We start from the raw sequence: 23,506 nt of genomic DNA, 5'->3' as shown, positions 1-23,506 counted from the left end.
TGAGAGATTCAAAATTTGCGCGCGATAATATCACACTTCATTCCTCCACCAGCCACTTCTGCCAGCTTGCCCGCACCAGTTCACGCTCTGCGGTGAAGCACTCATCCGGCACATGGCCCGGCAACTCCTGTAACGCCAGGTGGTGAAGTTCATCGCGAAGCGTAGTGTAAGCACGGGTTAGCGCCATCGCTTCCCGCTCTTCCATAATGTCGTTTTGCGCCAGCAGTTCCAGAATGCGCACGTTGTCTGACCAGCGCGTTAACTTTGGTTTTTCATGCGCGTAGCGCAACACCAGATATTGGGTAATAAATTCGATATCGGTAATTCCGCCCTCATCGGCTTTGATATCAAAGCGATCGCGATGTTTATTGCCGAGATGAGCGCGCATTTTCTCGCGCATTTCCCGCACTTCCGTTTGTAGGTTTTTACCTTCACGCGGCAGTGTCATAATTTCCCGACGCACCGCGTCGAATTGCGCTGTCAGTTGTGGATCGCCATACACCACACGCGCACGCACCAACGCCTGATGCTCCCACGTCCAGGCCTCATTTTTCTGATAATCGGCAAACGCTTCTGTGGAGGTAACCAGCATTCCCGCCGCTCCGGACGGGCGCAGCCGCGCATCCACTTCATACAAAATGCCGGAAGAAGTACGTGTGCTGAACAGGTGCATAATGCGTTGCGCCAGACGCAGATAAAACTGCCGTCCGTCGATTTCCCGATCGCCGTCGGTCATTACATCCATCGGGCAATCGTGCAGGAAGATCAGATCAAGATCAGAACTGTAGCCTAACTCCCAGCCCCCCAGCTTACCGTAGCCGACCACCGCAAAACCGCGGCCTTCGCGTTCACTCAGGTGATTCGGTTTACCATAGCGGGCAACCATTTGTCCCCATGCTTGCTGTACCACAGCATCGATCATCGCCTCCGCCAGCCAGGTTAAGTGATCGCTCACTTTCATCACTGGCAGTGTTCCGGCAATATCCGCGGCAGCAATACGTAACAACTGTGCCTGTTTAAATTGACGCAACGCCTCAAGCTGCTGTTCTTCATCATCTTCTGGCACGCGCAGCAAATACTGGCGCAGTTCATCACGATATGCATCAGTCGCCGTCGGCTGGTAGAGCGTGTTCGGATCGAGCAGTTCATCCAGCAATAATGGATAACGCGCCAGTTGGCTGGCAATCATCGGAGATGCAGCGCACAGCGAAATCAAATGTTTAAGCGCCGCCGGAAATTCACTGAGCAACTCAAGATAAGTGGTACGAGTGACAATCCCCACCAACAAGGCGGTAATACGCGACAGCGTGACGGCGGCATCTTCACGCCCACAAACGTCACTCAGCAGATGCGGCATCAGATGGTCGAGTACCTGACGTCCGCGAGGCCCGATGGTACGTTTGTCTAACTCTTTACGGAAATCGGCAATCAGCGCCAGCACTTGTTTGCGATCATCCTCGCTAAGATGCGCCAGCACCGGCGTGGTGTCATCTTCCTGCAACGCATCCTGCCACAACTCACGCCACTGCTCCGATAGCGACTCTTCCTGAGTTTCGCTTTCGTCATCGCCAATCAGTTCGTTAAATACCCGGCGCACATTGGTCATATGTCCGATCAGCGCTCCGGTCAGTTGCAACCAGTCAGCGAAATCCATCGCCCACGCCAGCCGCGCACGGTTAAGCTCATCGGCTGGAAGCGTCTGGGTTTGTTCATCATTAATGCTTTGCAGCAAGTTTTCCAGACGACGCAGAAACAGATATGCCACTCGCAATTGTTCGGCATCGTTTTCAGAAAGCAGATGCAGCGCGGCAATGGCGCTGAGTGTTGGCAGTAAAGAGCGTGATTGCAGCGACGGTTCGCGCCCACCGCGAATGAGCTGAAACACCTGGACGATAAATTCAATTTCACGAATGCCACCGGCACCAAGTTTGATGTTGTCAGTAAGGCCACGACGGCGGACTTCACGGGCAATCATCCCTTTCATGTTGCGTAGCGACTGGATCACGCTGAAATCGATGTAACGGCGGAAAACAAACGGACGCAGCATCGAACGCAATTCGTTAGCATAAACGCCATCGCTATCGCCCATAATCCGCGCCTTGACCATCGCGTAACGCTCCCAGTCACGCCCCTGTTCCTGGTAATAATCTTCCAGCGCCGCGAAACTCAGCACCAGCGGGCCACTTTCACCAAACGGGCGCAGCCGCATATCCACGCGATAGACAAAGCCATCTTGCGTCGGTTGATCCAGCACTTTAATCAGCCGCTGGCCCATGCGGGTAAAGAACTGAGCATTATCCAGTTCGCGGCGTCCTCCCTGCGTGCAACCATGTTCCGGCCAGGCAAAAATCAGATCGATATCCGAGGAGAAATTCAGTTCTCCACCACCCAGCTTACCCATGCCTAAAATCAGCAGCGGTTGCGCTTCGCCCTGCGCATTACACGGCGTTCCCCATTCGCGGCAGCAGGCGTCATACAGCCAGTCACGCGCCGCGACAATCAGCGTCTCCGCCAAATGGCTGAGTTGCTGCAAAATGTTCTCTTCCGCAACCAGCGCCAGTGTTTGCGCCCAGGCAATACGCACCATAATGCGCCGACGGAACAGCCGCAGTTCGCGCATTAAGCTGGCTTCATCGTTTACATCACTGAGCGCCTTCTGTAACCATGCAGCGTAATGCTGCCATTCGTCGGCCTGCGGTGGTTCGCTTTCCAGTTCCACCAACCACTCTGGATGCGCAATCACACTGTCCTGCACAAAATCACTGAAGGTAAGTACTGACTTCGCCTGTGAGCTAAGTGATTCCTCGGCTAAAGGCGCTGGCAGCCGCTCAACAACGGTCTGCCAGTACTGCTGTAACGGTGAAGAGAGCGGCTTCATACGCGATTTTATCCTTGCCTGATTAACGTTTTCCGCTGTGCAACCAGAACGGTTCCTGATTGTTTGCCTCATTACGGAAATGTTCAATTTCAATGCGTTGCCCGGTCGCAATAGCGTGACGCAGCCCCTGCCAGTTCTCCAGCCAGGCTTGCGCGACGAGAGGATCGTAATAACCTGCCAGCAGCAATACGGAGTCAATATCACGCGTAAGACGTGGCAACTGATCACGATAGCGATCGCCCAACGGCTGGCAAAAAACACTTTTCAGCTCAGCGGCGTGGCGGGAGAGATGGATATCAGCAAAGCGTTTAAAGGAATCACTCATTTTGCTCTGCGCTTTGCTATCTAAAAACGGCTGCCAGGCTTTGCTTACCAGCCATTCGGTCAACGCCAGTTTCGCCATTGCCGTTTCGGTAGAGTAGACAGCCGTTACGGCAGAAACCGCAGAAACAATTGTCGCTTCACATTGGGTCAGCAGATCACGTAAGTGAGTGCTCGCTTTACGTGGGACAATGCCACCGAACAGCATCAGCGTATGACGAACCAGGCCGATGGCTGCCAACACTTGCTCTTTCGCCGCATCGTTGCCGCGTACCCACAGCTCCTCATGATACTGCCATTGCGCTAATGCCAGCTCCAGCGCCGCTTCCAGCCCCTGCTCGACATCCGCTTTTGCCGCAACATGCAGAATAGAGGTGGGTTTAATTTCACGCGCAGGATTGCCCTGTGCCAGGTGATAACCACGTGCGGCTTTGCTCAGGCTGCCCTGACGCAATCCGGTTTGCGATACCAGTTGGCTCGCCAGTTTCAGCACCGCGCGCGTTTCACCGCTAAGTAATTCCAGCTCCAGTTCGCAGATGGGTTCAGCAAATTCACCGGCTTTCACTTCCCCCAAATCGAGGGCAATCTCAATCTGGCTGCCATCAACATCTACCAACCATTTTTCGCGATAAAAATCAGTGCTGAACAGCGGCTGTACGCGGGAAGCAAGATCGGCAGGTAATTCATTGTTTGGCCAGACTTCTACTGGAAACTGTGCCAGATCGAGGTTCGCCTCACTCAACGCAACGTTATATTCCGGTCGCTGGTGTAACCCGCCCGTTACCCGCCCGGCAACTTTCATGGTCATCTCATAGCGACCATTTTCGCCACGAATACGCAGGCCCATATCGTGCCCACGCAGCCAGTTATCCGGCGTTTCGTAGTAGACGTTGAGCAACTGCACGGGGTCATGATGCTCACCGCCCAGCGTATTGAGATGGTCACGCAACGCCTCAACGGCACTGTGATTAACAATAAACTTTAATTCGATTTCCTGAGCCATGGCCTTTACTTATCGGTTATGTCACATAAGTGACGATGAACGGCGAACTAAATGCGATCTTTTTTGTCAGTAGATAGTATTTTGCGCCAAATTGCCATGCAACGAGCATTTTGACGGGCGTAAAAGTTTGAAACAGTGGCAAGAGCTGACACAGAGGATTCCGATTGATGCCGAATGCTTTGCGTAGCGACACTGATGCCACTACTATCGTTCCACTTTCCATGACAATAACGACAGCCTGATGCCAAAATTACGCCTGATCGCACTAACTTTACTCGCGCTTAGCGCCACTGCCGTCTCTCACGCGGAAGAAAAGCGCTATGTTTCTGACGAACTGAATACCTGGGTCCGCAGTGGCCCGGGAGATAATTATCGCCTCGTGGGCACGGTTAACGCCGGTGAGGAAGTGACATTATTACAAACTGACGCCAACACCAGTTACGCCCAGGTGAAAGACAGCTCTGGTCGTACCGCCTGGATCCCGTTGAAACAACTTAGCACAGAGCCAAGTCTACGCTCCCGTGTGCCAGATCTGGAAAATCAGGTCAAAACCCTGACTAATAAGCTCACCAATATCGATAACACCTGGAATCAGCGCACGGCAGAAATGCAGCAGAAAGTGGCGCAGAGCGACAGCGTGATCAACGGGTTAAAAGAAGAAAATCAGAAGCTGAAAAACGAACTGATTGTCGCCCAGAAAAAAGTTGATGCCGCCAGCGTACAACTGGATGACAAACAGCGCACCATCATCATGCAGTGGTTTATGTATGGTGGCGGCGTGCTGGGGCTTGGCTTGCTGCTCGGTCTGGTATTGCCGCACCTGATCCCAACGCGCAAACGTAAAGATCGCTGGATGAACTAAATCGCCTTCTTCGTCACACTATCTTATTATTAGGAATTGTGTATTTGACGAAGGGAAAATGGCGTGAAGATTTATCTGGTCGGTGGTGCGGTTCGGGATGCGTTATTAGGGCTACCGGTCAAAGACAGAGATTGGGTGGTTGTCGGCAGCACGCCACAACAGATGCTTGACGCGGGCTACCAGCAGGTAGGCCGCGATTTTCCTGTTTTTCTGCATCCGCAAACGCATGAAGAGTATGCGCTGGCGCGTACCGAGCGGAAATCCGGTTCGGGATACACAGGTTTTACCTGTTATGCCGCGCCTGATGTCACGCTGGAAGATGATCTTCAGCGTCGCGATCTGACTATCAATGCGCTGGCCCAGGATGATGACGGCGATATTATCGATCCGTACAACGGTCTGGGCGATCTGCAAAGCCGTCTTCTGCGCCATGTTTCCCCCGCTTTTGGCGAGGATCCGCTACGCGTGCTACGCGTAGCGCGTTTTGCCGCACGTTATGCTCATCTCGGTTTTCGTATTGCCGATGAAACAATGACGTTGATGCGCGAGATGACCCACGCGGGTGAACTGGAACACCTGACGCCCGAACGCGTGTGGAAAGAAACTGAAAGCGCCCTCACAACCCGCAATCCACAGGTGTTCTTTCAGGTACTACGCGATTGCGGCGCATTACGCGTTTTATTCCCGGAGATCGACGCGTTGTTTGGTGTCCCCGCTCCGGCGAAATGGCACCCGGAAATCGATACTGGTATTCACACCTTAATGACACTCTCAATGGCGGCGATGCTAAGTCCGCAGGTCGATGTCCGTTTCGCAACGTTATGCCACGATCTCGGTAAAGGGCTAACGCCGCCGGAGCTGTGGCCACGTCATCATGGTCATGGTCCGGCAGGCGTGAAATTAGTAGAACAATTGTGCCAGCGCCTGCGCGTCCCTAATGAAATCCGCGATTTAGCCAAACTGGTCGCGGAGTTTCACGATCTCATCCACACCTTCCCAATGCTGAATCCGAAAACCATCGTCAAATTGTTTGATTCCATCGATGCCTGGCGTAAACCGCAGCGTGTCGAGCAACTGGCGCTGACCAGCGAGGCAGACGTGCGCGGTCGATCCGGTTTTGAAGCGGCAGATTACCCACAAGGACGCTGGTTACGTGAAGCGTGGGAAGTAGCGCAGTCAGTACCAACAAAGGCGGTTGTTGACGCGGGATTTAAAGGCGTGGAGATCCGCGAGGAGCTGACACGACGCCGAATTGCGGCGGTGGCTACCTGGAAGGAACAACGTTGCCCAAAGCCTGAATAAGTTTTGGGCATTTTGCCGGATGCGGCATAAACGCCTTATCCGGCTACATGTCAACGACGGTTGTAGGCCTGATAAGACGCGCAAGCGTCGCATCAGGCGTTGATTGCCGGATGCGGCGTGAACGACTTATCCGGCCTACGCAATCGTGGACAATTCCAGGCATCCGACACTGTTCTTCACATCAAAAGAACACAACGTACACCGCAGCCGCCACAATAAAGCGATAAATGGCGAACGGGATAAACGAAATCCGCTTAATTAATTGCAGGAAGGTTTTAATCGCAATCAGCGCCACCACAAAGGCGGTGAAAAACCCAACGGCAAACATCGGGATATCACCGGTTGTCAGGAACCCCCAACTTTTGTAGAGATCGAGCGCCGTTGCGCCCATCATCATCGGCACCGCCAGCAGGAACGAGAACTCAGAAGCGGCGTAACGACTCACGCCCATCAGCATCCCACCAGAAATAGTCGCTCCGGAGCGGGAGAAACCCGGCCACAGCGCCAGACACTGGAAACAGCCAATCATAAACGCCTGACGATATGTCATATCATCCAGACCCGGCGCGCGCGGCTCTTTCGGCTTCAGGCATTCCGCGGCAATCAACAATAGACCGCCAACGACCAGCGCGTACATGACATTTATCGGGTTAAACAATGACTTAATCGTATCGTGGAATAACAGCCCCAGGACAACTGCCGGGATCATCCCCAGTAAAATGTGGATCAGCGTTAACCGGCCTTTGCTTTCTCCTTCGCGCTGCAATGGACGGCCAAAATGAATGCCAATCAGGCCAAACAAACGCCGCCAGAACATGACAACCACAGCCAGAATCGATCCTAACTGGATAACGACTTCAAAGGTTTTCGCCGTATCGCCCTCAAATCCCAACAAATGACCGACAATAATCATGTGGCCCGTGCTGGATACCGGCAGAAATTCTGTCAATCCTTCGACCACACCCAATATTGCCGCTATCAGCAGCGAGTGCATATCGCTCATCAATAAACCCCTAAATTATAAAAATATACCGCTTGTCCAAACTACTGCAGTATGACCCGCTTATAACCATTTGGTTTAACAGCTATAAAATTAATTATTCTCTTTCAGATTATTGCCACGCTCAATGATTACGCCAACATTAGCAGCGCGCGCCACTGCACCTGGCTTGCTGAGTTTGATGCGCACCCACGGAGAGTTAAAGCGAGTCAGTAGCAATTCCGCCACCTCTTCCGCCACGCGTTCCACTAACGCAAAACGCGCCCCCTCGACGTGGCTAACCACCGTTTCTGCGATGTCAGCGTAGCTGAGGCAGTCCGCCACATCATCGCTTTTCGCCGCTTTACGGTTATCCCACGCCATTTCGATATCGAACACCAGCTTCTGCTCGATGGTCTGTTCCCAGTCGTAAACACCAATAGTGGTGATTACCGAAAGTTGCTCTATAAATACAATATCCATCACGACCTGCTCGCTTTTTGGCTAACCCGGATACCACTTCCGGCGAAATGTGCGTATTATCCACGGATTCATCGTTAAACACGAATTTTCAAAACGGAACAGCTTATGAGTGCAATCGCGCCTGGAATGATCCTCATCGCGTACCTCTGCGGCTCCATTTCCAGTGCCATTCTGGTTTGCCGCTTGTGTGGTCTGCCCGATCCGCGAACCAGCGGCTCAGGTAATCCTGGCGCAACCAATGTATTACGTATCGGTGGCAAGGGAGCAGCCATAGCAGTACTGATTTTCGACGTTCTGAAAGGAATGTTGCCCGTTTGGGGCGCGTATGTATTAGGTGTCAGCCCCTTCTGGTTAGGCTTAATTGCCATAGCTGCCTGTCTTGGACATATCTGGCCGGTTTTCTTCGGTTTTAAAGGGGGGAAAGGCGTTGCCACCGCTTTTGGTGCAATAGCCCCGATTGGCTGGGATTTAACGGGCGTGATGGCGGGAACCTGGCTGCTTACCGTGCTATTGAGTGGATATTCGTCGCTGGGGGCGATTGTCAGCGCGCTGATTGCTCCGTTTTATGTCTGGTGGTTTAAGCCACAATTCACCTTCCCGGTTTCGATGCTCTCTTGCCTGATCCTGCTGCGTCATCATGACAACATCCAGCGTCTGTGGCGTCACCAGGAGACAAAAATCTGGACGAAATTCAAAAGAAAGCGCGAAAAAGATCCTGAGTGATTTTTCAGCCCGTGCTTATCCTTTTCACAGGCTGAATCATAGCCTTACGCAGCCGGTAACTCTGCCAGTGGCCAGCGCGGACGCACACTCACGCCGAGATCCGCCGTCGCGCCTGCTTTAAACCGCACCATTCCAGCATAGGCGATCATCGCGCCGTTATCGGTACAAAACTCCGGACGCGCGTAGAATACCTCGCCACGACGCTTTTTCATCATTTCCGCCAGTTTCGCCCGCAGCGTGCGGTTAGCACTCACGCCGCCTGCCATGACCAGTCGCTTAAAGCCCGTCTGATCCAGCGCTCGCTTACACTTAATCATCAACGTATCGACCACCGCATCTTCAAAGGCGCGAGCGATATCAGCACGCGTCTGGTCGTCGGTGCCGTTGTCACGAATGGTATTTGCCGCGAAGGTTTTCAGGCCAGAGAAGCTGAAATCCAGCCCCGGACGGTCGGTCATCGGACGCGGGAAGACAAAGCGCCCGGCAGTACCCTGGGCGGCCATTTTCGACAGTAACGGCCCGCCTGGATAATCCAGCCCCAGCAGCTTCGCGGTCTTATCAAACGCTTCCCCGGCAGCGTCATCAATGGACTCACCGAGCAACTCGTACTGACCAATACCAGTGACGCTGATTAACTGCGTATGACCGCCGGAAACCAGCAGCGCGACAAACGGAAATTCCGGTGGGTTATCTTCCAGCATCGGCGCTAACAGATGCCCTTCCATATGGTGTACCGGGATCGCCGGAACGCCCCAGGCAAACGCCAGCGAACGCCCAACCGTTGCGCCAACCAACAGCGCGCCGACTAATCCAGGGCCTGCGGTATAGGCCACTGCATCAATATCTTTTGCTGTCAGCCCGGACTCTTTCAGCGCCGCCTGGATCAACGGTACGGTTTTACGCACGTGATCGCGGGAGGCCAGTTCAGGCACTACGCCGCCGTAGTCAGCGTGTAATTTCACCTGACTATACAATTGGTTGGCTAACAAACCTTTTTCATCGTCGTAAATGGCGATGCCGGTTTCATCGCAAGAAGTTTCAATACCCAGTACACGCATGACTTGTTTTACCTCGCTTTATTACCGCGCAGTGTAGGACCAATGCGGGTTGATGTAAAACTTTGTTCGCCCCTGGAGAAAGCCTCGTGTATACTCCTCACCCTTATAAAAGTCCCTTTCAAAAAAGGCCGCGGTGCTTTACAAAGCAGCAGCAATTGCAGTAAAATTCCGCACCATTTTGAAATAAGCTGGCGTTGATGCCAGCGGCAAACCGAATTAATCAAAGGTGAGAGGCACATGCCGGTAATTAAAGTACGTGAAAACGAGCCGTTCGACGTAGCTCTGCGTCGCTTCAAGCGTTCCTGCGAAAAAGCAGGTGTTCTGGCGGAAGTTCGTCGTCGTGAATTCTATGAAAAACCGACTACCGAACGTAAGCGCGCTAAAGCTTCTGCAGTGAAACGTCACGCGAAGAAACTGGCTCGCGAAAACGCACGCCGTACTCGTCTGTACTAATTCCCCGAGAGCGTTGCTCTCCGATCAGACCGAGTTGTAGTTGTAAGGCCGTGCTTCCGAAAGGAATGCGCGGCTTATTTTCGTTTATGAATTGCTAAAAATCGGGGCCTATGGCTGGACGAATCCCACGCGTATTCATTAATGATCTGCTGGCGCGCACTGACATCGTCGATCTGATCGATGCTCGTGTGAAGCTAAAAAAGCAGGGCAAGAATTTTCACGCGTGTTGTCCATTCCACAACGAAAAAACCCCGTCCTTCACCGTCAACGGTGAGAAACAGTTTTACCACTGCTTTGGATGTGGCGCGCACGGCAACGCGATCGACTTTCTGATGAACTACGACAAACTCGAGTTCGTCGAAACGGTCGAAGAGTTGGCGGCAATGCACAATCTTGAAGTGCCATTTGAAGCAGGCAGCGGCCCCAGCCAGATAGAGCGCCATCAACGGCAAACTCTTTATCAGTTGATGGACGGTCTGAATACGTTTTACCAACAATCTTTACAGCAACCTGTTGCTACATCTGCGCGCCAGTATCTGGAAAAACGCGGATTAAGCCATGAGGTAATCGCCCGTTTTGCGATTGGTTTTGCGCCCCCCGGCTGGGACAACGTCCTGAAACGGTTTGGCGACAATCCAGAAAATCGCCAGTCATTGATTGATGCAGGCATGTTGGTAACCAACGATCAGGGCCGCAGTTACGATCGTTTCCGCGAGCGGGTGATGTTCCCCATTCGCGATAAACGCGGTCGGGTGATTGGTTTTGGTGGGCGCGTGCTGGGCAACGATACCCCAAAATACCTGAACTCGCCGGAAACTGATATTTTCCATAAAGGCCGCCAGCTTTACGGTCTTTATGAAGCGCAGCAGGATAACGCTGAACCCCAGCGTCTGTTGGTGGTCGAAGGCTATATGGACGTGGTTGCTCTGGCGCAATACGGTATTAATTACGCCGTTGCATCGTTGGGTACATCGACCACTGCCGATCACATTCAGTTGTTGTTCCGCGCGACCAACAATGTCATTTGCTGTTATGACGGCGACCGCGCAGGTCGTGATGCCGCGTGGCGAGCGTTAGAAACTGCGCTGCCCTATATGACAGATGGTCGTCAGCTACGCTTTATGTTTTTACCGGATGGCGAAGACCCTGACACGCTGGTACGCAAAGAAGGTAAAGAGGCGTTTGAAGCGCGTATGGAGCAGGCCATGCCGCTCTCTGCGTTTCTGTTTAACAGCCTGATGCCGCAAGTTGATCTGAGCACACCTGACGGGCGTGCGCGTTTAAGTACGTTGGCGCTGCCGCTGATTTCTCAGGTGCCCGGAGAAACATTGCGCATCTATCTTCGTCAGGAATTAGGCAACAAGTTAGGCATACTTGATGACAGCCAGCTTGAACGATTAATGCCGAAAGCAGCGGAGAACGGTGTTTCTCGTCCTGTTCCGCAGCTAAAACGCACGACCATGCGTATACTTATAGGGTTGCTGGTGCAAAATCCAGAATTAGCGACGTTAGTCCCGCCGCTGGAAAATCTGGATCAAAATAAGCTCCCCGGACTTGGCTTATTCAGAGAACTGGTCAACACTTGTCTCTCTCAGCCAGGTCTGACCACCGGGCAACTTTTAGAGCACTATCGTGGCACAAATAATGCTGCCACCCTTGAAAAACTGTCGATGTGGGACGATATAGCAGATAAGAATATTGCTGAGCAAACCTTCACCGACTCACTCAACCATATGTTTGATTCGTTGCTTGAACTGCGCCAGGAAGAGTTAATCGCTCGTGAGCGCACGCATGGTCTAAGTAATGAAGAACGCCTGGAACTCTGGACATTAAACCAGGAGCTGGCGAAAAAGTGATTTAACGGCTTAAGTGCCGAATAGCGATCGGGAAGCCCCCGACAGCCGCACTGAGAGGCAGCGGCAATGATATAAGTACGCCCTCGTAATTATCGTTGGCGGTAAACAACCGTTGGATTTCAGCATTAATATCTGAATGATATCCGGTCAATCGCCCAACACCAACCTCATGAAATAAGTGTGGATACCGTCTTATGGAGCAAAACCCGCAGTCACAGCTAAAACTTCTTGTCACCCGTGGTAAGGAGCAAGGCTATCTGACCTATGCCGAGGTCAATGACCATCTGCCGGAAGATATCGTCGATTCCGATCAGATCGAAGACATCATCCAAATGATCAATGACATGGGCATTCAGGTGATGGAAGAAGCGCCGGATGCCGATGATCTGATGCTGGCTGAAAACACAGCAGACGAAGATGCTGCCGAAGCCGCCGCACAGGTGCTTTCCAGCGTGGAATCTGAAATCGGGCGCACGACTGACCCGGTACGCATGTACATGCGTGAAATGGGCACCGTTGAACTGTTGACCCGCGAAGGCGAAATTGACATCGCTAAACGCATCGAAGACGGGATCAACCAGGTTCAATGCTCCGTTGCTGAATATCCAGAAGCGATTACCTATCTGCTGGAACAGTACGATCGCGTTGAAGCGGAAGAAGCACGTCTGTCCGATCTGATCACCGGCTTTGTCGATCCGAACGCAGAAGAAGAACTGGCACCAACCGCCACTCACGTCGGTTCAGAGCTTTCTCAGGAAGATCTGGACGATGACGAAGATGAAGACGAAGAAGATGCCGACGACGACAGCGCCGACGATGACAACAGCATCGACCCGGAACTGGCTCGCGAAAAATTTGCTGAACTGCGTGCCCAGTATGTTGTAACGCGCGACACCATCAAAGCGAAAGGCCGCAGTCACGCAGCCGCTCAGGAAGAGATCCTGAAACTGTCTGAAGTGTTCAAACAGTTCCGCCTGGTGCCGAAGCAGTTTGACTACCTGGTCAACAGCATGCGCGTCATGATGGATCGCGTTCGTACACAAGAACGTCTGATCATGAAGCTCTGCGTTGAGCAGTGCAAAATGCCGAAGAAAAACTTCATCACCCTGTTTACCGGCAACGAAACCAGCGATACCTGGTTCAATGCAGCGATTGCGATGAACAAACCGTGGTCGGAAAAACTGCACGATGTCTCTGAAGAAGTGCATCGCGCCCTGCAGAAACTGCAGCAAATTGAAGAAGAAACCGGCCTGACCATTGAGCAGGTTAAAGACATCAACCGCCGTATGTCCATCGGTGAAGCGAAAGCCCGCCGTGCGAAGAAAGAGATGGTTGAAGCGAACTTACGTCTGGTTATTTCTATCGCCAAGAAATATACCAACCGTGGCTTGCAGTTCCTCGATCTGATTCAGGAAGGCAACATCGGTCTGATGAAAGCGGTTGATAAGTTCGAATACCGTCGTGGTTATAAGTTCTCCACCTACGCAACCTGGTGGATCCGTCAGGCGATCACCCGCTCTATCGCGGATCAGGCGCGCACCATTCGTATTCCGGTGCATATGATTGAGACTATCAACAAGCTCAACCGTATTTCTCGCCAGATGCTGCAAGAGATGGGCCGCGAGCCGACGCCGGAAGAACTGGCTGAACGTATGTTGATGCCGGAAGATAAGATCCGTAAAGTGCTGAAGATCGCCAAAGAGCCAATCTCCATGGAAACGCCGATCGGTGATGATGAAGATTCGCATCTGGGGGATTTCATCGAGGATACCACTCTCGAACTACCGCTGGATTCTGCGACCACCGAAAGCCTGCGTGCGGCAACGCACGACGTGCTGGCTGGCCTGACCGCGCGTGAAGCGAAAGTTCTGCGTATGCGTTTCGGTATCGACATGAACACCGACCACACGCTGGAAGAAGTGGGTAAACAGTTCGACGTTACCCGTGAACGTATCCGTCAGATCGAAGCGAAGGCGCTGCGCAAACTGCGTCACCCGAGCCGTTCTGAAGTGCTGCGTAGCTTCCTGGACGATTAATCTGTAGGCCGGATAACACGTTCACGTCATATCCGGCACTCGTCTTGCTACTCTAACGCCACCTTTCTGGTGGCGTTTTTTATCGCCCACGCACTACCAGTGCCTGATCCAACTCCCGATATGCCTCAACCAGTTTCTCCAGAGAAACTCGACTTAAACCGCTGGGATTCGGCAATACCCAAATCTGCGTCGAACCAATGGTCAGCGTTTGTTTCCCCCACTGCACGCCTCGCTGACTGAATCCCTGTTCATACGCCTGCTTACCCAGAATCGCCAACGCCTGCGGCTGATAATTCTCAATTTTTTCAATTAGCTTGCGCCCACCTGCGTGCAATTCCTGCTTTGACACTTCATTAGCCTGCACCGTTGGCCTGTCAACCAGTTTGGTGACGCCACAACGATAATCCAGCAGATGCTGCGCTTCCTGCGGCTTCAACTGACGGTCGGTAAACCCGGCCTGATAAATCACCTTCCAGAAGCGATTCGCCGGATGGGCAAACGGAAAACCAGACTCCGCGGAAGAAAGACCCGGATTGATGCCACAAAACACCACACGCAATCCTGGCGCAAGAATATCGTCAACCATATTAACTCCTGAACAACACAACCCGCAGGAAGTATAACGAATTGAAAACACATTGTTTATAAAAACAGCAGCCGCGCGGTAATGGCTGGATTGCGACACGGAGTTACTTTATAATCCGCTACCATGGCCCCTTAGCTCAGTGGTTAGAGCAGGCGACTCATAATCGCTTGGTCGTTGGTTCAAACCCAACAGGGGCCACCATATCTATCAAGGGGTTACGTTAACAGCGTGACCCCTTCGTTTTTTCCAGGATACCTATAGGATACCGTCGCGGAGTATAAGCAGGTATAAAAACAATGAGTTACGCGACATCATATCCGTCATGAAATTTTAACTATCCGCCATGAAGCTGGTGGATGATCACGGATAACCCGTTATGGCAATCCCCATATCGGCATCGCGTAGTTAATCGTAGTGGCTACCGTAGTTGAGTCGCAGGGATGCCAGGAAGGAAACGATCGTGACTCGCCGTGACATGGCGTGATTAATCGTGACACCAAACAAAAAGCCTTACCCGTAGGCTTAATGTTTGGCTTGGCTGTAGTCTTACCGTAACGCGCCACTCACCGTCGTGGCCTATCCGGTTTCCGCCACTGATACGGCCTCACATCATCATGCTGGTGGCGTTCCTGTTGCAGCACAACGGAAACAGGCGCTGAACACCTGTTAATTTTGCTTGCAGGTTGTTTGATTCCGGCAATGCTGCGGATCATCTCCAGCAAATCGGCTTCGGTGATGGTCATGATTTACACCTTAGGAAATCTTAGGGGCTGGTTGACACTTTCCGGCTTGAGACCTTAACAAATCTTAACATCGCAGGTTGACACACTTGACACTTTTTCGCGAAAAACCTTATCAAACCTTATCAAACCTTAGCATTTCTAAGCATGGCAACTTGACACTTTTCGCGATTTTTTTCGGCTTTTTGACGTGGTAAATCTGGCGCAAAGCCAGTAACGGCGGGGTTTACAGCGAGGTTGACACTTTTTCGCGTTCAGAGTGCAAAGTGTCAACCTGGCAAGCTGCTCAACTTGACACTTTTTGATGTCATTGATGGTCTGATTTTTCCCATTCAGCCAGGGCGTTTAGCCCGGCTTCACTCCATGATTCCAGTTCATCGGGATAATCACCTGCAACATAGCAGAGTTCGCAACGCAGCATACGAATTGCCAGACGAGCATTACCCAGCAAATCGTATTGCTCAAAGTAATGCTGTCCGTCGCAATCCTCAAGGCAGATAGCACCACCATCAAGAAATTGCACTTCCCAGCCTAATTCTTCGGCTGCATTCCGCACGCGCTGCTCTATATCATCGTCAGTTACTGGCGCTGGGTCTTTACCGTCTCTGGCCTTAACTGCTTTCCAGAACTCGCCCCACGTCATTTCCAGCGTTCTTTCTGGCCACATTTCAGAAACGGTGTCTTTCCCTTGTTCCGGTGGGCTGTTCCGCTGCTCTGTCGCCTCCACATCAATTTTTTTGCCAGACATGATCACTTCGCCTTTCTCGATCCAGTCGTAAACTGTCTGGCGGCTTACGCCTTTGTGTTTGGCATATTCTGCCTTGCTCATTAGCATTATGACTCACCCTTCTTTTTCCAGTTGAGCCAGCCGCCCGGATATTTCTTCCAGTTTTTCCAGGGCTGGCTTGCAGGCCGCATCAATAACTTCACGAACCATTCCGGCGAGCTGTTCTTCTTCTGTCGGCGTTGTTACTTCCACACCTGATGGTTTCCCGCCCTTATCCCATACGCCCAACGGTACGAGTGCAACGTGATCGATAAGAAATGGCGTACCCTCAATAAAAAAATTGTCCTCGCCCATTACATCAGGAACTTCTGCCCCACCGGACGCACCACAAAACACAACCGACGGGCTGGTGGATATCTCCCCCCGGGCTTTCTGGATGTAATCGATGATTTCCTGCCCGTAAATCCGGCATACGCCCCACACCTCGTCACCGCGAATATACGGCAACATGACGGTGCCAATAATGCGCGACCGTTCGCCCACGTCTTCAAGGGTTTTGCTTTCGGGATGGTCGATGATGACGGGTACTCCGGCGCAACGTTCCAGGAACTGCGGATTGAGATAAGTTTGCGGTGAACGCCAGACAAATTCTTTTTCTTCGGCGCGATAGGCCATTCCGGTTCCTGTGATACGCAGGTTAATCAGCCACATGTTGGAAAACTGATAAGGCGACGGTAGCTGACCGTCCCGAATCTGCTTTGCCGCCTCAATTTCTGTTAAAAGCATAATGTCCCCCGGTTATAAGCAATAAGCCCCACCAAATCCGGCAGGGCTGAAATCAGCACGTTTTTCATGCCCCCGCGAGGCTTGCAACGTTAATTTTAACCAGGCGACGGGGAGGGATTTTGAAAGCACTAAGCCAGTTATTCGGATCCCCCTGATATTCAGTAATCCGCCGTCCGGCTTCATCCATTCTTACGGTTTTACGCAAATAGCCCGGCGTATTTTCCACAGCCCACTGAACACTGTCTTTTGCAGCCTGGTAAATCTGATCTTCCAGCACCGCCAGCGTTGCAGAATCTGAAACGGAACGAATATCCACATCACTGAATTTTTTAGCCAGCTTCTGTGCACCAATTAATGCACGCTTGCGGTAATCCATCGACTTTTCACCAGCAAACGGGGCTGGAGCGCGACGGCCCATATTGCTGTATGCGGAATCCGCTTTAGCCTGGGCTTCTGCCAGTGAGGATTCATCTTCGACTGACGCGACGATGTTTTTATTCGCGTCATCCTCGTCCGCTTTTGTGAAATCCTGTGCGGGGATCGCATTCAGAATTTCGATAATCTCCTGCGGAGTGCTGCCCTGCGACTCTGACAGAGCGTTAACCACCTCCATCAGTTTTAATCGCAAATCTTCTTTGCTTGCTGGCATTTTTACCACCTCTCTTTTTTCACCAAAAAATCACGACCATCAGGCCGGACGTTCTACGGGATAAAGCGCCCGCTGCATTAAACGCCGGGCGACCTCATGAATGCTCGGAGCAATCCCCAGCGGAGAATTGCGGCGTTCCTCGTCCTGGATGCGCTGTAATGCTTCAATCTGATCACGAGCGAGTAAAACGGGTTTCACGCTGGCTTTTCTCATAGTCATATCTCCTGAACAAAACAATGGTTATGATTGCACAAACTAAAATAACGATCTACATCGTTGCAATTTATGAAACAATAACGCATGATGATCGCGTTCTTCCCATTGACTTCAATCACCTGAAAAACAAAGCCCGCAACACTTCTGGCTGCGGGTTTTTTACTGGCACAAAAAAGCCGGGAAAAATCCCGGCCTCCGTCACTGACTGCAATTTTTCGATCCAGGGTATTTCCTGAATGCCTTACCATTGGGCTGATGTAATCCCATCCCGGCATGTGCCCGGCTGATGGTTTCGCGCATCTCTCCGAAATTATCCTGCCTTGCTGGTGGGCGTGCTGCCTTGCGGATACATTCCGCGCGACGTTTTGCCGCCTGTTCCCGTGCCTTGTCATCATTCGCCAGCATGATGACCTCAGCCCACCGCGCCGCCGCTCTCCGGTACAGACCACGCGCTTCCAGTGCTTCCGCTTTGCTGTCGTGAATCATGCGCCTGTTTTCTCCTTTGCTGCCCGGCGCTGACGTTTGCGCTTCTCATTCAGCGCCACCAGCCGCGTTTCTGCGTCCTGTTGTTCCTGTGGTGTCACCTCGCCGCACGGCTGGCCTTTCAGGTCGTAGCGTACCCCACCAGCCATTAAGGCGCGGTAATAGCGCGGACACTGCGCATAAGATGCCAGCGTCGCACGCAATGCCCCTGGCCCGAATGCCAGCCCCCTGACGGCGAGATCCTGCATCAGGTCGTCGAATATCCCCACCTTAAGCGGCTTCGGTGCTTCCCGGCTGAATAATTCTGGCCACAGTTCGATAAGGCGGTTAACGCGCCTGCGGTTTTTGCGCTGGCGTTTGGTCATATGCCGCCACGGTGTCGCCCCTGTGGGCTTCTGCTGCGCTTTCTGGTTACCGGGCATCACTTTATGCGCCGACGTGGTTTTATCCTGCTCTTGCGCCGCCTGCGTCGTTTTCTGCGGCGTGCCGTAAATGCCTTTTGGTTTTCTGTTAATGGTCAGCTTAGTCATGCTTTGCCCCATAGATGTTTCTGTTATATCGTCCACTCTCCTGATTTGTAAGATTCCCCGCTCAATACACTCTTAAGCTGCTTACGCGAAATATTGAATCGGCAATTCATCCTTCCTTCAGGCTTTATCTGATAACCAGCCGCGACCATTGCGGCAATTAGAGCACCGTTTGTGATATACGTCGGCTCCGTGGGTTTTCCGTTTGCCTTTGCTCTTATTTGATTCGCCCGTTCAACACAATGTTTCAGGCCGTAGGATGTCGGATTTTTACCGGGGAATGATGCAATTTTGCAGTCGGTAAGATTGTTCTCCCTTATCCAGCGCAAACAGCTTTTTGCCTCCTCCATAAAACAGACATAATCAAGCGGGTGCTCCCATGGCTTGTCACGGCTATACCGAACAAGACCATTGCGGTTAAAAAACGGGTATTTGGCAAGAATTACCGTTACTGCGTGTTTAATTTCCGTTTCGTCATCCTGATGTTCTCTTTCCGTTCCGTATGGGTAGTAATCGGAGCACCTGGGATAAATGCATCGTTTGCCACTGAAAGGCCATTGCTTCGCCATTTCAGGCGTTGAGTGATTACCGTCGTCCCGTTCGCGCTGTGCCTCTGTCCACTGGCTGGCGTATTCTGTGAAGCTCACTGGCTTACCCTGCCTCATCCAGTGCGCAATCATTATCAGAGTTCTGGTAAGGCTCTGAATATCGCCGCGTAGTCCACATGATGTCGCAAAACTTTTCAGTTCTTCACGCTCTATGTAAGTCATACCCTGAGGTATGTAACGTTCTGTTTTCATTTTTAACATTCCTGATTTTTTAATTCCTCACCTGCTACACAGTGAGAATTTATGAAGTTAATAACAATATGATTTTAAATGTATTTTTAAGTATTCACTTTAAAACCCCTATATATACGCAAATATGAGGCAAATAGTTAAGTTTTAGTTAAAATCTTTATTTGTTTTATTTTTTACCTGTTTGTAATTTCCAGAGAATTTATTCTATTTACTCACTATTCCTCACATTTACTACTCACATTTATTATTTGCCCTATATTCAAAAATAGAAAATGCGAATACACTTAACTCTTTGTTTTTTTAGTACAAAATTAACTCCTCACTTTTTGGTATATATACAGGTTGAGAAGTGAGGGAAACAGGGGTGATTTTTAAATATTCCCTGTCCCCCTCACTTTTACGCCTCACTTTTTACAGTGGGCGCACGTCATCATCGTCAATAGCGATTACGCCGTCACCTTCCAGCTTGTACAGCCAGCGTCGGAAGTTTTTCATCTCATACCCCAGCTTTTTCATGTCATCGCGCAACAACGGGATAGTGCATTTATCTCCGCGTTGCGTGCGTGAACGGATACAGCCCCATAGCGCGGCGTGATTCTCTGTCTTGTTAGCAACGTACTCGATGCGCTCCAGTTCAACTGGCGGACGGGGTTTATCCTCCAGCACCAACGACGTGATTAACTCCCCGCCTTCATCCTTGAAAAGCTCAACCTCGCGCAAATCGCAAGCCATTTCTTTCAGTTCCTCCGCATCCTTCATCTTGGTACATGCGATAACCAGGGCTTCACTGCCTGCACCTTCACGGCGTATCCGGTACTCTGCATCCAGTGCTGCACGAAACGCACTGGAACCGCGCGCACCCTTTGTTTCATCCTTGCCGGAATGGTGAATTACCAGCACTGTAGCGCCTGTACGCCGTTTCAGTTCGTCACATCCATGGACAAATGCCCCCATATCCCGCGCATCATTTTCATCGCTGCCACCAAAGCAACGCGCCAGAGTATCCAGAATAATCATGCGTACAGGTTTACCCGTTTCCAGCTCAACCTGTCGGGCAGCAATAACCATTTCATCAACATCACTCGGTGCGGCCGGAAAAATTGGACGATTTACCAGGTACAGATTTTTCACCTGCTCACTGTTCACCAGTTCCCATGCCTTGATACGACGAGGAACACCGATCCCGCCCTCACCAACGACATACATAACCGCACCATGTACAACCCTGCGACCTCCCCACGGGATACCGGTAGCAACATGACATGCCCACGAACACGCAAGGAACGACTTATAAGAACCGCTCGCACCGTATGTGCTACATAGCGAATTAGCCGGAATCACGCCCTTAACTACATAGCTAAGCTGTGAATCATATCCTTCCGATCCAATGCTCATTGGTAGTGTGGTTTTTCGCTGGCTGTATTGCTCGTCAGTAAGCATTTCTTCGTGCTCTGGCTGTTCGCGGATTCGTTGCAGGTAATCGCGCCAGTTCTCCGGCTCCCGGTCGGTGATGCCTTTGTATAATTTCGCCTCCTGTACGCCAGCCAGCGCCAGTTTTTCAGCGATAGCATTGATCTGGATTGGTTCGATCTCCCCCGCGAGATAGACACGCGCAAAGCGGCGTTTCTCGTCAATAATGCGGATATTCGCCAGGTCTGCCAGTTGCTTCGGCCCCAGGTAAACAGGTGGTACGTTATCGCCGTGTTTTCGTCCTTCGCTTTCAATCCAGTGTTGAGCATGGGAGTAAGCGTCCGTCCCGGCAAAAATGATTACCTCGGTGAATTTATCCTTCGGCTGATATTTTAAATTCGGTGCGTTTTTCACTTCTTACCTCCCGCAACCAACATTGCCCGGATTTTTTTAATATTCGTGGCTGCACGTCTTGCCACTGCCTGTTGTTTGTTTTCAACCAGAATAAAATCACGCTCAAACTGACGGCGCGGCATTACGCAGTCATATTCGTAAGCCTCACGGCGGTAGGTGATATTGCCTGGCGTAACGTGACGAATAACCACTCGTCCCCCACGTCTGGTGTCGCGGTAAATATCTCCGTGTCTGATTTCAGGCCGAGAGAGACCGCTGGCAGTAAAGCCAGAATTTTTCTTTTTCATGGTTTTATTTTCCTGTCAGCAGTTCCGGTTTTATTCCTGCACTAATACAGAGTTCAGAAAAGCCTTCTGCCGTACTTACAATTTCATTATTTCGCAGCCGGCATTGTGATTTCACTTTCCCTTTATCCAGGTAAACCAGTATGCGTCCGGTGAAATCCTCTGGCACATTCAGGGTAATTGTCATTGTTGCTGGCTTATTACCCATGATTCACCCCCCCCTGAATGACCTGATAACCGCAACTGGTCAGCAATTCGATAAATTCCGGCAGTGTGCCGAAACAGCAATCATCACGCAGACGTTCGCAGGATACTTCAACGCCGTTTTCGTAGTGACTCACCATACACCCGGTAAAATGCAGATCATCATCGTGATGGCACGTTGACGGCTTAATCAGTCGCGCACGTTCCGCCAGTTCCAGCAATGCTTCAACGCTTCCGGCAATTGCACCATCCGGCAGGTGGTAATTACGCACTATGCGCCCGTTCTCCACATTGACCAGCAACTGCCCGGTAAATTTCTCGTCAAACTGAATGCTGTTAAGGTCAGAAATTGACAGGTTATGCATGGTGCACCTCCTGCACATCAGCAATCAGAATATTTTGAGATTTATTCAGTGCATGCTCAGCAATAATCTGAATAGATTCCAGTACGCTCGATGTGAATACCGCATCTTTTTTATTCTTTGCCAGCCCTGCCGTGTAATTAATATCAATCAGCGCGTGCATTAGCGTTTTGATGGCTTCGGCGGCTGCGTCCGGCGTGTTTTTATTGCACATGATGCACCTCCTGGCGAATACGGGCAGCGAATACCATCACGCAGCCATCAGGAGATTGCTGGCGTGCTTCCTGTTCGCTGGTGGCCTCGATGTGAATCACGCGCGGTTGTGCCGTACTCAGGGCGATAAAACGCCAGATAAAATTGTTTTCGCATTTCTGAATAAACAACGTGTTTTCTTCACGCCCTTTCCATGTTGCCGAGATATAGCCCATGTCATTGAGCATCTCGCAGGCATCAACCAGCGTATCGGCGGCTACATGAACAGTATTTTTACCGTCAGCGATGCAATCACGGTGCACCGCCAGGAAGGTGTATATAAATTTAGGGTGAGTTTGGGTATGCTGTGTTCCAGCCATAATCGTTACCTCGTTTAACGGTTTGGTTAGACGCCCTGCATGTGTTCCAGCACTGCGGGGCGTTGTTTTTTGCGTAATGGTAAGTACAATGGTAATTACCATGTAACTATAGTAATTAAGGGTAATTACCATGTCAACACCATTAGAGAAACGATCGCCACCATACCAAATGCGACTACCAGAAGAATTTAGAGCGCAACTTGAGGAGGCAGCCAAAGCAGACGGCGACACCTCATTAGCTACTTGGATTAAACGAGTACTCCGCAAAGAATTACAACAGCGGGGCATCGAGCCAAAAGGTTGATGATTAAGGGTAAAATCAAGAATGTATATTCCTAGAAAATGGTTACTGATTGCAGCAGCATTGACACTTTTATATTTTTTTGTAGCAGGGCTACAAAATGGTGAAATAGAGGTCAAGCGCGACCACACCTCTAAAGATATAGGTAAAGTCACATTCAGCTTAAAGTCGGAATAGTTGCAATGTTGCACATAAATCCAAGCTAAGTTGATCAGCACCGGGCTACCAGAAAAAATCGTATCGGTCGCGCCACCAGCAAAATTTTTTGCTTTCCGGACGGCGTGGCCAACGGCATTTTGCAGCAAAATATTCTGCATTTCTGGCGTGCTGTAGTAACGGTGATCAGCGCCTTCACATTGAACGAACTTGTCGCTAAAATTCACCCATATAGCAAACATCGCGGTGCTACAGGTAATTCGTTCACAAAGGCGCTCCGGCAACGGGGCGCTTTCTCTTTTTGTAACGGTCAGAGCGTTACACATGGCTGTTTT

General features: G+C 51.2%; 27 protein-coding genes and 1 tRNA gene. 8 read left to right on the top strand and 20 right to left on the bottom strand.

Features of this window, described 5'->3' with window-relative positions:
* Nucleotides 1-37: 37 nt before the first annotated feature.
* Nucleotides 38-2,878 (bottom strand): bifunctional [glutamate--ammonia ligase]-adenylyl-L-tyrosine phosphorylase/[glutamate--ammonia-ligase] adenylyltransferase, encoded by a 2,841-nt coding sequence (gene glnE / locus BEA93_RS00155; RefSeq protein ID WP_010378851.1) that lies wholly within the window; start codon nucleotides 2,876-2,878, stop codon nucleotides 38-40.
* 22 nt (nucleotides 2,879-2,900) lie between these two features.
* Nucleotides 2,901-4,202 (bottom strand): inorganic triphosphatase, encoded by a 1,302-nt coding sequence (gene ygiF / locus BEA93_RS00150; RefSeq protein ID WP_000046322.1) that lies wholly within the window; start codon nucleotides 4,200-4,202, stop codon nucleotides 2,901-2,903.
* Between the two features lie 241 nt (nucleotides 4,203-4,443).
* On the opposite strand from ygiF, the gene BEA93_RS00140 reads away from it, so the two are divergent.
* The gene (locus tag BEA93_RS00140) at nucleotides 4,444-5,064 is read left to right on the top strand and encodes a TIGR04211 family SH3 domain-containing protein (protein WP_001125318.1); all 621 of its coding nucleotides are present in this window, start codon (nucleotides 4,444-4,446) and stop codon (nucleotides 5,062-5,064) included.
* Between the two features lie 63 nt (nucleotides 5,065-5,127).
* Nucleotides 5,128-6,366: a fused tRNA nucleotidyltransferase/2',3'-cyclic phosphodiesterase/2' nucleotidase/phosphatase Cca gene (gene cca / locus BEA93_RS00135; RefSeq protein WP_105225056.1), complete on the top strand. Its 1,239-nt coding sequence runs from the start codon at nucleotides 5,128-5,130 to the stop codon at nucleotides 6,364-6,366.
* Between the two features lie 181 nt (nucleotides 6,367-6,547).
* On the opposite strand, the gene bacA is transcribed toward cca, so the two are convergent.
* A complete protein-coding gene (gene bacA / locus BEA93_RS00130; RefSeq protein WP_016249227.1) occupies nucleotides 6,548-7,369 on the bottom strand; it encodes an undecaprenyl-diphosphate phosphatase in 822 nt (273 codons plus the stop codon).
* Between the two features lie 90 nt (nucleotides 7,370-7,459).
* Nucleotides 7,460-7,828 (bottom strand): bifunctional dihydroneopterin aldolase/7,8-dihydroneopterin epimerase, encoded by a 369-nt coding sequence (gene folB / locus BEA93_RS00125; protein ID WP_010347879.1) that lies wholly within the window; start codon nucleotides 7,826-7,828, stop codon nucleotides 7,460-7,462.
* Between the two features lie 105 nt (nucleotides 7,829-7,933).
* On the opposite strand from folB, the gene plsY reads away from it, so the two are divergent.
* A complete protein-coding gene (gene plsY / locus BEA93_RS00120; protein ID WP_105225057.1) occupies nucleotides 7,934-8,551 on the top strand; it encodes a glycerol-3-phosphate 1-O-acyltransferase PlsY in 618 nt (205 codons plus the stop codon).
* A gap of 44 nt (nucleotides 8,552-8,595) precedes the next feature.
* Here plsY and tsaD read toward each other — a convergent pair whose 3' ends face one another.
* Nucleotides 8,596-9,609, bottom strand: a complete 1,014-nt coding sequence (gene tsaD / locus BEA93_RS00115; RefSeq protein ID WP_001264356.1) for a tRNA (adenosine(37)-N6)-threonylcarbamoyltransferase complex transferase subunit TsaD — start codon at nucleotides 9,607-9,609, stop codon at nucleotides 8,596-8,598.
* A 237-nt stretch (nucleotides 9,610-9,846) separates the two neighbouring features.
* Here tsaD and rpsU point away from each other — a divergent pair, with 237 nt between their 5' ends.
* The 3 genes from rpsU (at nucleotide 9,847) to rpoD (ending at nucleotide 13,954) form a co-directional block, all read left to right on the top strand.
* Nucleotides 9,847-10,062, top strand: coding sequence for a 30S ribosomal protein S21 (rpsU, locus tag BEA93_RS00105; protein WP_001144069.1), 216 nt, complete (start codon nucleotides 9,847-9,849; stop codon nucleotides 10,060-10,062).
* Between the two features lie 110 nt (nucleotides 10,063-10,172).
* Nucleotides 10,173-11,918, top strand: a complete 1,746-nt coding sequence (dnaG, locus tag BEA93_RS00100; RefSeq protein ID WP_000918813.1) for a DNA primase — start codon at nucleotides 10,173-10,175, stop codon at nucleotides 11,916-11,918.
* A gap of 194 nt (nucleotides 11,919-12,112) precedes the next feature.
* Nucleotides 12,113-13,954: an RNA polymerase sigma factor RpoD gene (rpoD, locus tag BEA93_RS00090; protein ID WP_000437384.1), complete on the top strand. Its 1,842-nt coding sequence runs from the start codon at nucleotides 12,113-12,115 to the stop codon at nucleotides 13,952-13,954.
* A 79-nt stretch (nucleotides 13,955-14,033) separates the two neighbouring features.
* Here the strand turns inward: rpoD and mug are convergent, their stop codons facing one another.
* Entirely contained in the window at nucleotides 14,034-14,540 is a 507-nt protein-coding gene (mug, locus tag BEA93_RS00085; protein WP_000227305.1) for a G/U mismatch-specific DNA glycosylase, read from the bottom strand.
* A 125-nt stretch (nucleotides 14,541-14,665) separates the two neighbouring features.
* Here mug and BEA93_RS00080 point away from each other — a divergent pair.
* Nucleotides 14,666-14,741: transfer RNA gene (locus tag BEA93_RS00080), tRNA-Ile, on the top strand.
* A 362-nt stretch (nucleotides 14,742-15,103) separates the two neighbouring features.
* On the opposite strand, the gene BEA93_RS00075 is transcribed toward BEA93_RS00080, so the two are convergent.
* The 14 genes from BEA93_RS00075 to BEA93_RS26195 form a co-directional block, all read right to left on the bottom strand.
* Complete coding sequence (locus BEA93_RS00075) at nucleotides 15,104-15,283, bottom strand: hypothetical protein (protein WP_001421979.1); 180 nt, start codon at nucleotides 15,281-15,283, stop codon at nucleotides 15,104-15,106.
* A gap of 304 nt (nucleotides 15,284-15,587) precedes the next feature.
* On the bottom strand, nucleotides 15,588-16,115 hold the full coding sequence (locus BEA93_RS00070; protein ID WP_069907236.1) for a hypothetical protein: 528 nt from the start codon (nucleotides 16,113-16,115) through the stop codon (nucleotides 15,588-15,590).
* A 6-nt stretch (nucleotides 16,116-16,121) separates the two neighbouring features.
* On the bottom strand, nucleotides 16,122-16,793 hold the full coding sequence (locus tag BEA93_RS00065) for a DUF2213 domain-containing protein (protein WP_069907237.1): 672 nt from the start codon (nucleotides 16,791-16,793) through the stop codon (nucleotides 16,122-16,124).
* A 64-nt stretch (nucleotides 16,794-16,857) separates the two neighbouring features.
* On the bottom strand, nucleotides 16,858-17,442 hold the full coding sequence (locus BEA93_RS00060) for a hypothetical protein (protein WP_063102544.1): 585 nt from the start codon (nucleotides 17,440-17,442) through the stop codon (nucleotides 16,858-16,860).
* A 39-nt stretch (nucleotides 17,443-17,481) separates the two neighbouring features.
* Nucleotides 17,482-17,655 (bottom strand): hypothetical protein, encoded by a 174-nt coding sequence (locus tag BEA93_RS25285; RefSeq protein WP_001224090.1) that lies wholly within the window; start codon nucleotides 17,653-17,655, stop codon nucleotides 17,482-17,484.
* 201 nt (nucleotides 17,656-17,856) lie between these two features.
* On the bottom strand, nucleotides 17,857-18,144 hold the full coding sequence (locus tag BEA93_RS00050) for a PerC family transcriptional regulator (RefSeq protein ID WP_000581049.1): 288 nt from the start codon (nucleotides 18,142-18,144) through the stop codon (nucleotides 17,857-17,859).
* Complete coding sequence (locus BEA93_RS00045) at nucleotides 18,141-18,671, bottom strand: ProQ/FINO family protein (protein ID WP_000164224.1); 531 nt, start codon at nucleotides 18,669-18,671, stop codon at nucleotides 18,141-18,143. Before BEA93_RS00045 ends, BEA93_RS00050 begins: the two co-directional genes overlap by 4 nt.
* Before the next feature lie 23 nt (nucleotides 18,672-18,694).
* Nucleotides 18,695-19,468, bottom strand: a complete 774-nt coding sequence (locus BEA93_RS00040; RefSeq protein ID WP_031625002.1) for a hypothetical protein — start codon at nucleotides 19,466-19,468, stop codon at nucleotides 18,695-18,697.
* A gap of 411 nt (nucleotides 19,469-19,879) precedes the next feature.
* Nucleotides 19,880-21,292 carry a helicase RepA family protein gene (locus BEA93_RS00035; RefSeq protein WP_105225201.1) on the bottom strand — a complete coding sequence of 471 codons (1,413 nt, stop codon included), beginning with the start codon at nucleotides 21,290-21,292 and terminating at the stop codon, nucleotides 19,880-19,882.
* Complete coding sequence (locus BEA93_RS00030) at nucleotides 21,289-21,579, bottom strand: DUF4222 domain-containing protein (protein ID WP_000728900.1); 291 nt, start codon at nucleotides 21,577-21,579, stop codon at nucleotides 21,289-21,291. Before BEA93_RS00030 ends, BEA93_RS00035 begins: the two co-directional genes overlap by 4 nt.
* A 4-nt stretch (nucleotides 21,580-21,583) precedes the next feature.
* Nucleotides 21,584-21,784 carry a hypothetical protein gene (locus BEA93_RS00025; RefSeq protein WP_105225200.1) on the bottom strand — a complete coding sequence of 67 codons (201 nt, stop codon included), beginning with the start codon at nucleotides 21,782-21,784 and terminating at the stop codon, nucleotides 21,584-21,586.
* On the bottom strand, nucleotides 21,777-22,145 hold the full coding sequence (locus BEA93_RS00020) for a hypothetical protein (RefSeq protein ID WP_105225199.1): 369 nt from the start codon (nucleotides 22,143-22,145) through the stop codon (nucleotides 21,777-21,779). The genes BEA93_RS00025 and BEA93_RS00020 overlap by 8 nt, the downstream gene beginning before the upstream one ends.
* Complete coding sequence (locus BEA93_RS00015) at nucleotides 22,138-22,356, bottom strand: hypothetical protein (RefSeq protein WP_096129189.1); 219 nt, start codon at nucleotides 22,354-22,356, stop codon at nucleotides 22,138-22,140. The genes BEA93_RS00020 and BEA93_RS00015 overlap by 8 nt, the downstream gene beginning before the upstream one ends.
* Nucleotides 22,346-22,714 (bottom strand): host cell division inhibitor Icd-like protein, encoded by a 369-nt coding sequence (locus BEA93_RS26195; protein WP_096129197.1) that lies wholly within the window; start codon nucleotides 22,712-22,714, stop codon nucleotides 22,346-22,348. The genes BEA93_RS00015 and BEA93_RS26195 overlap by 11 nt, the downstream gene beginning before the upstream one ends.
* Before the next feature lie 582 nt (nucleotides 22,715-23,296).
* Between BEA93_RS26195 and BEA93_RS25490 the strand changes: the two genes are divergently transcribed.
* Nucleotides 23,297-23,506 (top strand): hypothetical protein (locus BEA93_RS25490; protein WP_236942885.1); only part of this gene is annotated, 210 nt, incomplete at its 3' end.

This window comes from Escherichia sp. MOD1-EC5950 (assembly GCF_002965345.1).
Taxonomy (GTDB): Bacteria; Pseudomonadota; Gammaproteobacteria; order Enterobacterales; family Enterobacteriaceae; genus Escherichia; species Escherichia marmotae.
This window is presented reverse-complemented; position numbering and strand designations above follow the sequence as displayed.

Excerpts from the sequence above, each read along its gene's own strand:
- BEA93_RS00065 (WP_069907237.1), bottom strand. The coding sequence starts at position 16,793 with ATGCTTTTAACAGAAATTGAGGCGGCAAAGCAGATTCGGGACGGTCAG.
- rpoD (WP_000437384.1), top strand. The coding sequence starts at position 12,113 with ATGGAGCAAAACCCGCAGTCACAGCTAAAACTTCTTGTCACCCGTGGT.
- BEA93_RS00045 (WP_000164224.1), bottom strand. The coding sequence starts at position 18,671 with ATGACTAAGCTGACCATTAACAGAAAACCAAAAGGCATTTACGGCACG.
- dnaG (WP_000918813.1), top strand. The coding sequence starts at position 10,173 with ATGGCTGGACGAATCCCACGCGTATTCATTAATGATCTGCTGGCGCGC.
- BEA93_RS00030 (WP_000728900.1), bottom strand. The coding sequence starts at position 21,579 with ATGAAAAAGAAAAATTCTGGCTTTACTGCCAGCGGTCTCTCTCGGCCT.
- BEA93_RS00025 (WP_105225200.1), bottom strand. The coding sequence starts at position 21,784 with ATGGGTAATAAGCCAGCAACAATGACAATTACCCTGAATGTGCCAGAG.
- BEA93_RS00015 (WP_096129189.1), bottom strand. The coding sequence starts at position 22,356 with ATGTGCAATAAAAACACGCCGGACGCAGCCGCCGAAGCCATCAAAACG.
- rpsU (WP_001144069.1), top strand. The coding sequence starts at position 9,847 with ATGCCGGTAATTAAAGTACGTGAAAACGAGCCGTTCGACGTAGCTCTG.
- BEA93_RS00070 (WP_069907236.1), bottom strand. The coding sequence starts at position 16,115 with ATGCTAATGAGCAAGGCAGAATATGCCAAACACAAAGGCGTAAGCCGC.
- BEA93_RS00140 (WP_001125318.1), top strand. The coding sequence starts at position 4,444 with ATGCCAAAATTACGCCTGATCGCACTAACTTTACTCGCGCTTAGCGCC.
- BEA93_RS00020 (WP_105225199.1), bottom strand. The coding sequence starts at position 22,145 with ATGCATAACCTGTCAATTTCTGACCTTAACAGCATTCAGTTTGACGAG.
- bacA (WP_016249227.1), bottom strand. The coding sequence starts at position 7,369 with ATGAGCGATATGCACTCGCTGCTGATAGCGGCAATATTGGGTGTGGTC.
- glnE (WP_010378851.1), bottom strand. The coding sequence starts at position 2,878 with ATGAAGCCGCTCTCTTCACCGTTACAGCAGTACTGGCAGACCGTTGTT.
- BEA93_RS00075 (WP_001421979.1), bottom strand. The coding sequence starts at position 15,283 with ATGACCATCACCGAAGCCGATTTGCTGGAGATGATCCGCAGCATTGCC.
- folB (WP_010347879.1), bottom strand. The coding sequence starts at position 7,828 with ATGGATATTGTATTTATAGAGCAACTTTCGGTAATCACCACTATTGGT.
- BEA93_RS00060 (WP_063102544.1), bottom strand. The coding sequence starts at position 17,442 with ATGCCAGCAAGCAAAGAAGATTTGCGATTAAAACTGATGGAGGTGGTT.
- BEA93_RS00050 (WP_000581049.1), bottom strand. The coding sequence starts at position 18,144 with ATGATTCACGACAGCAAAGCGGAAGCACTGGAAGCGCGTGGTCTGTAC.
- tsaD (WP_001264356.1), bottom strand. The coding sequence starts at position 9,609 with ATGCGTGTACTGGGTATTGAAACTTCTTGCGATGAAACCGGCATCGCC.
- plsY (WP_105225057.1), top strand. The coding sequence starts at position 7,934 with ATGAGTGCAATCGCGCCTGGAATGATCCTCATCGCGTACCTCTGCGGC.
- BEA93_RS00040 (WP_031625002.1), bottom strand. The coding sequence starts at position 19,468 with ATGAAAACAGAACGTTACATACCTCAGGGTATGACTTACATAGAGCGT.
- BEA93_RS25285 (WP_001224090.1), bottom strand. The coding sequence starts at position 17,655 with ATGAGAAAAGCCAGCGTGAAACCCGTTTTACTCGCTCGTGATCAGATT.
- BEA93_RS26195 (WP_096129197.1), bottom strand. The coding sequence starts at position 22,714 with ATGGCTGGAACACAGCATACCCAAACTCACCCTAAATTTATATACACC.
- ygiF (WP_000046322.1), bottom strand. The coding sequence starts at position 4,202 with ATGGCTCAGGAAATCGAATTAAAGTTTATTGTTAATCACAGTGCCGTT.
- mug (WP_000227305.1), bottom strand. The coding sequence starts at position 14,540 with ATGGTTGACGATATTCTTGCGCCAGGATTGCGTGTGGTGTTTTGTGGC.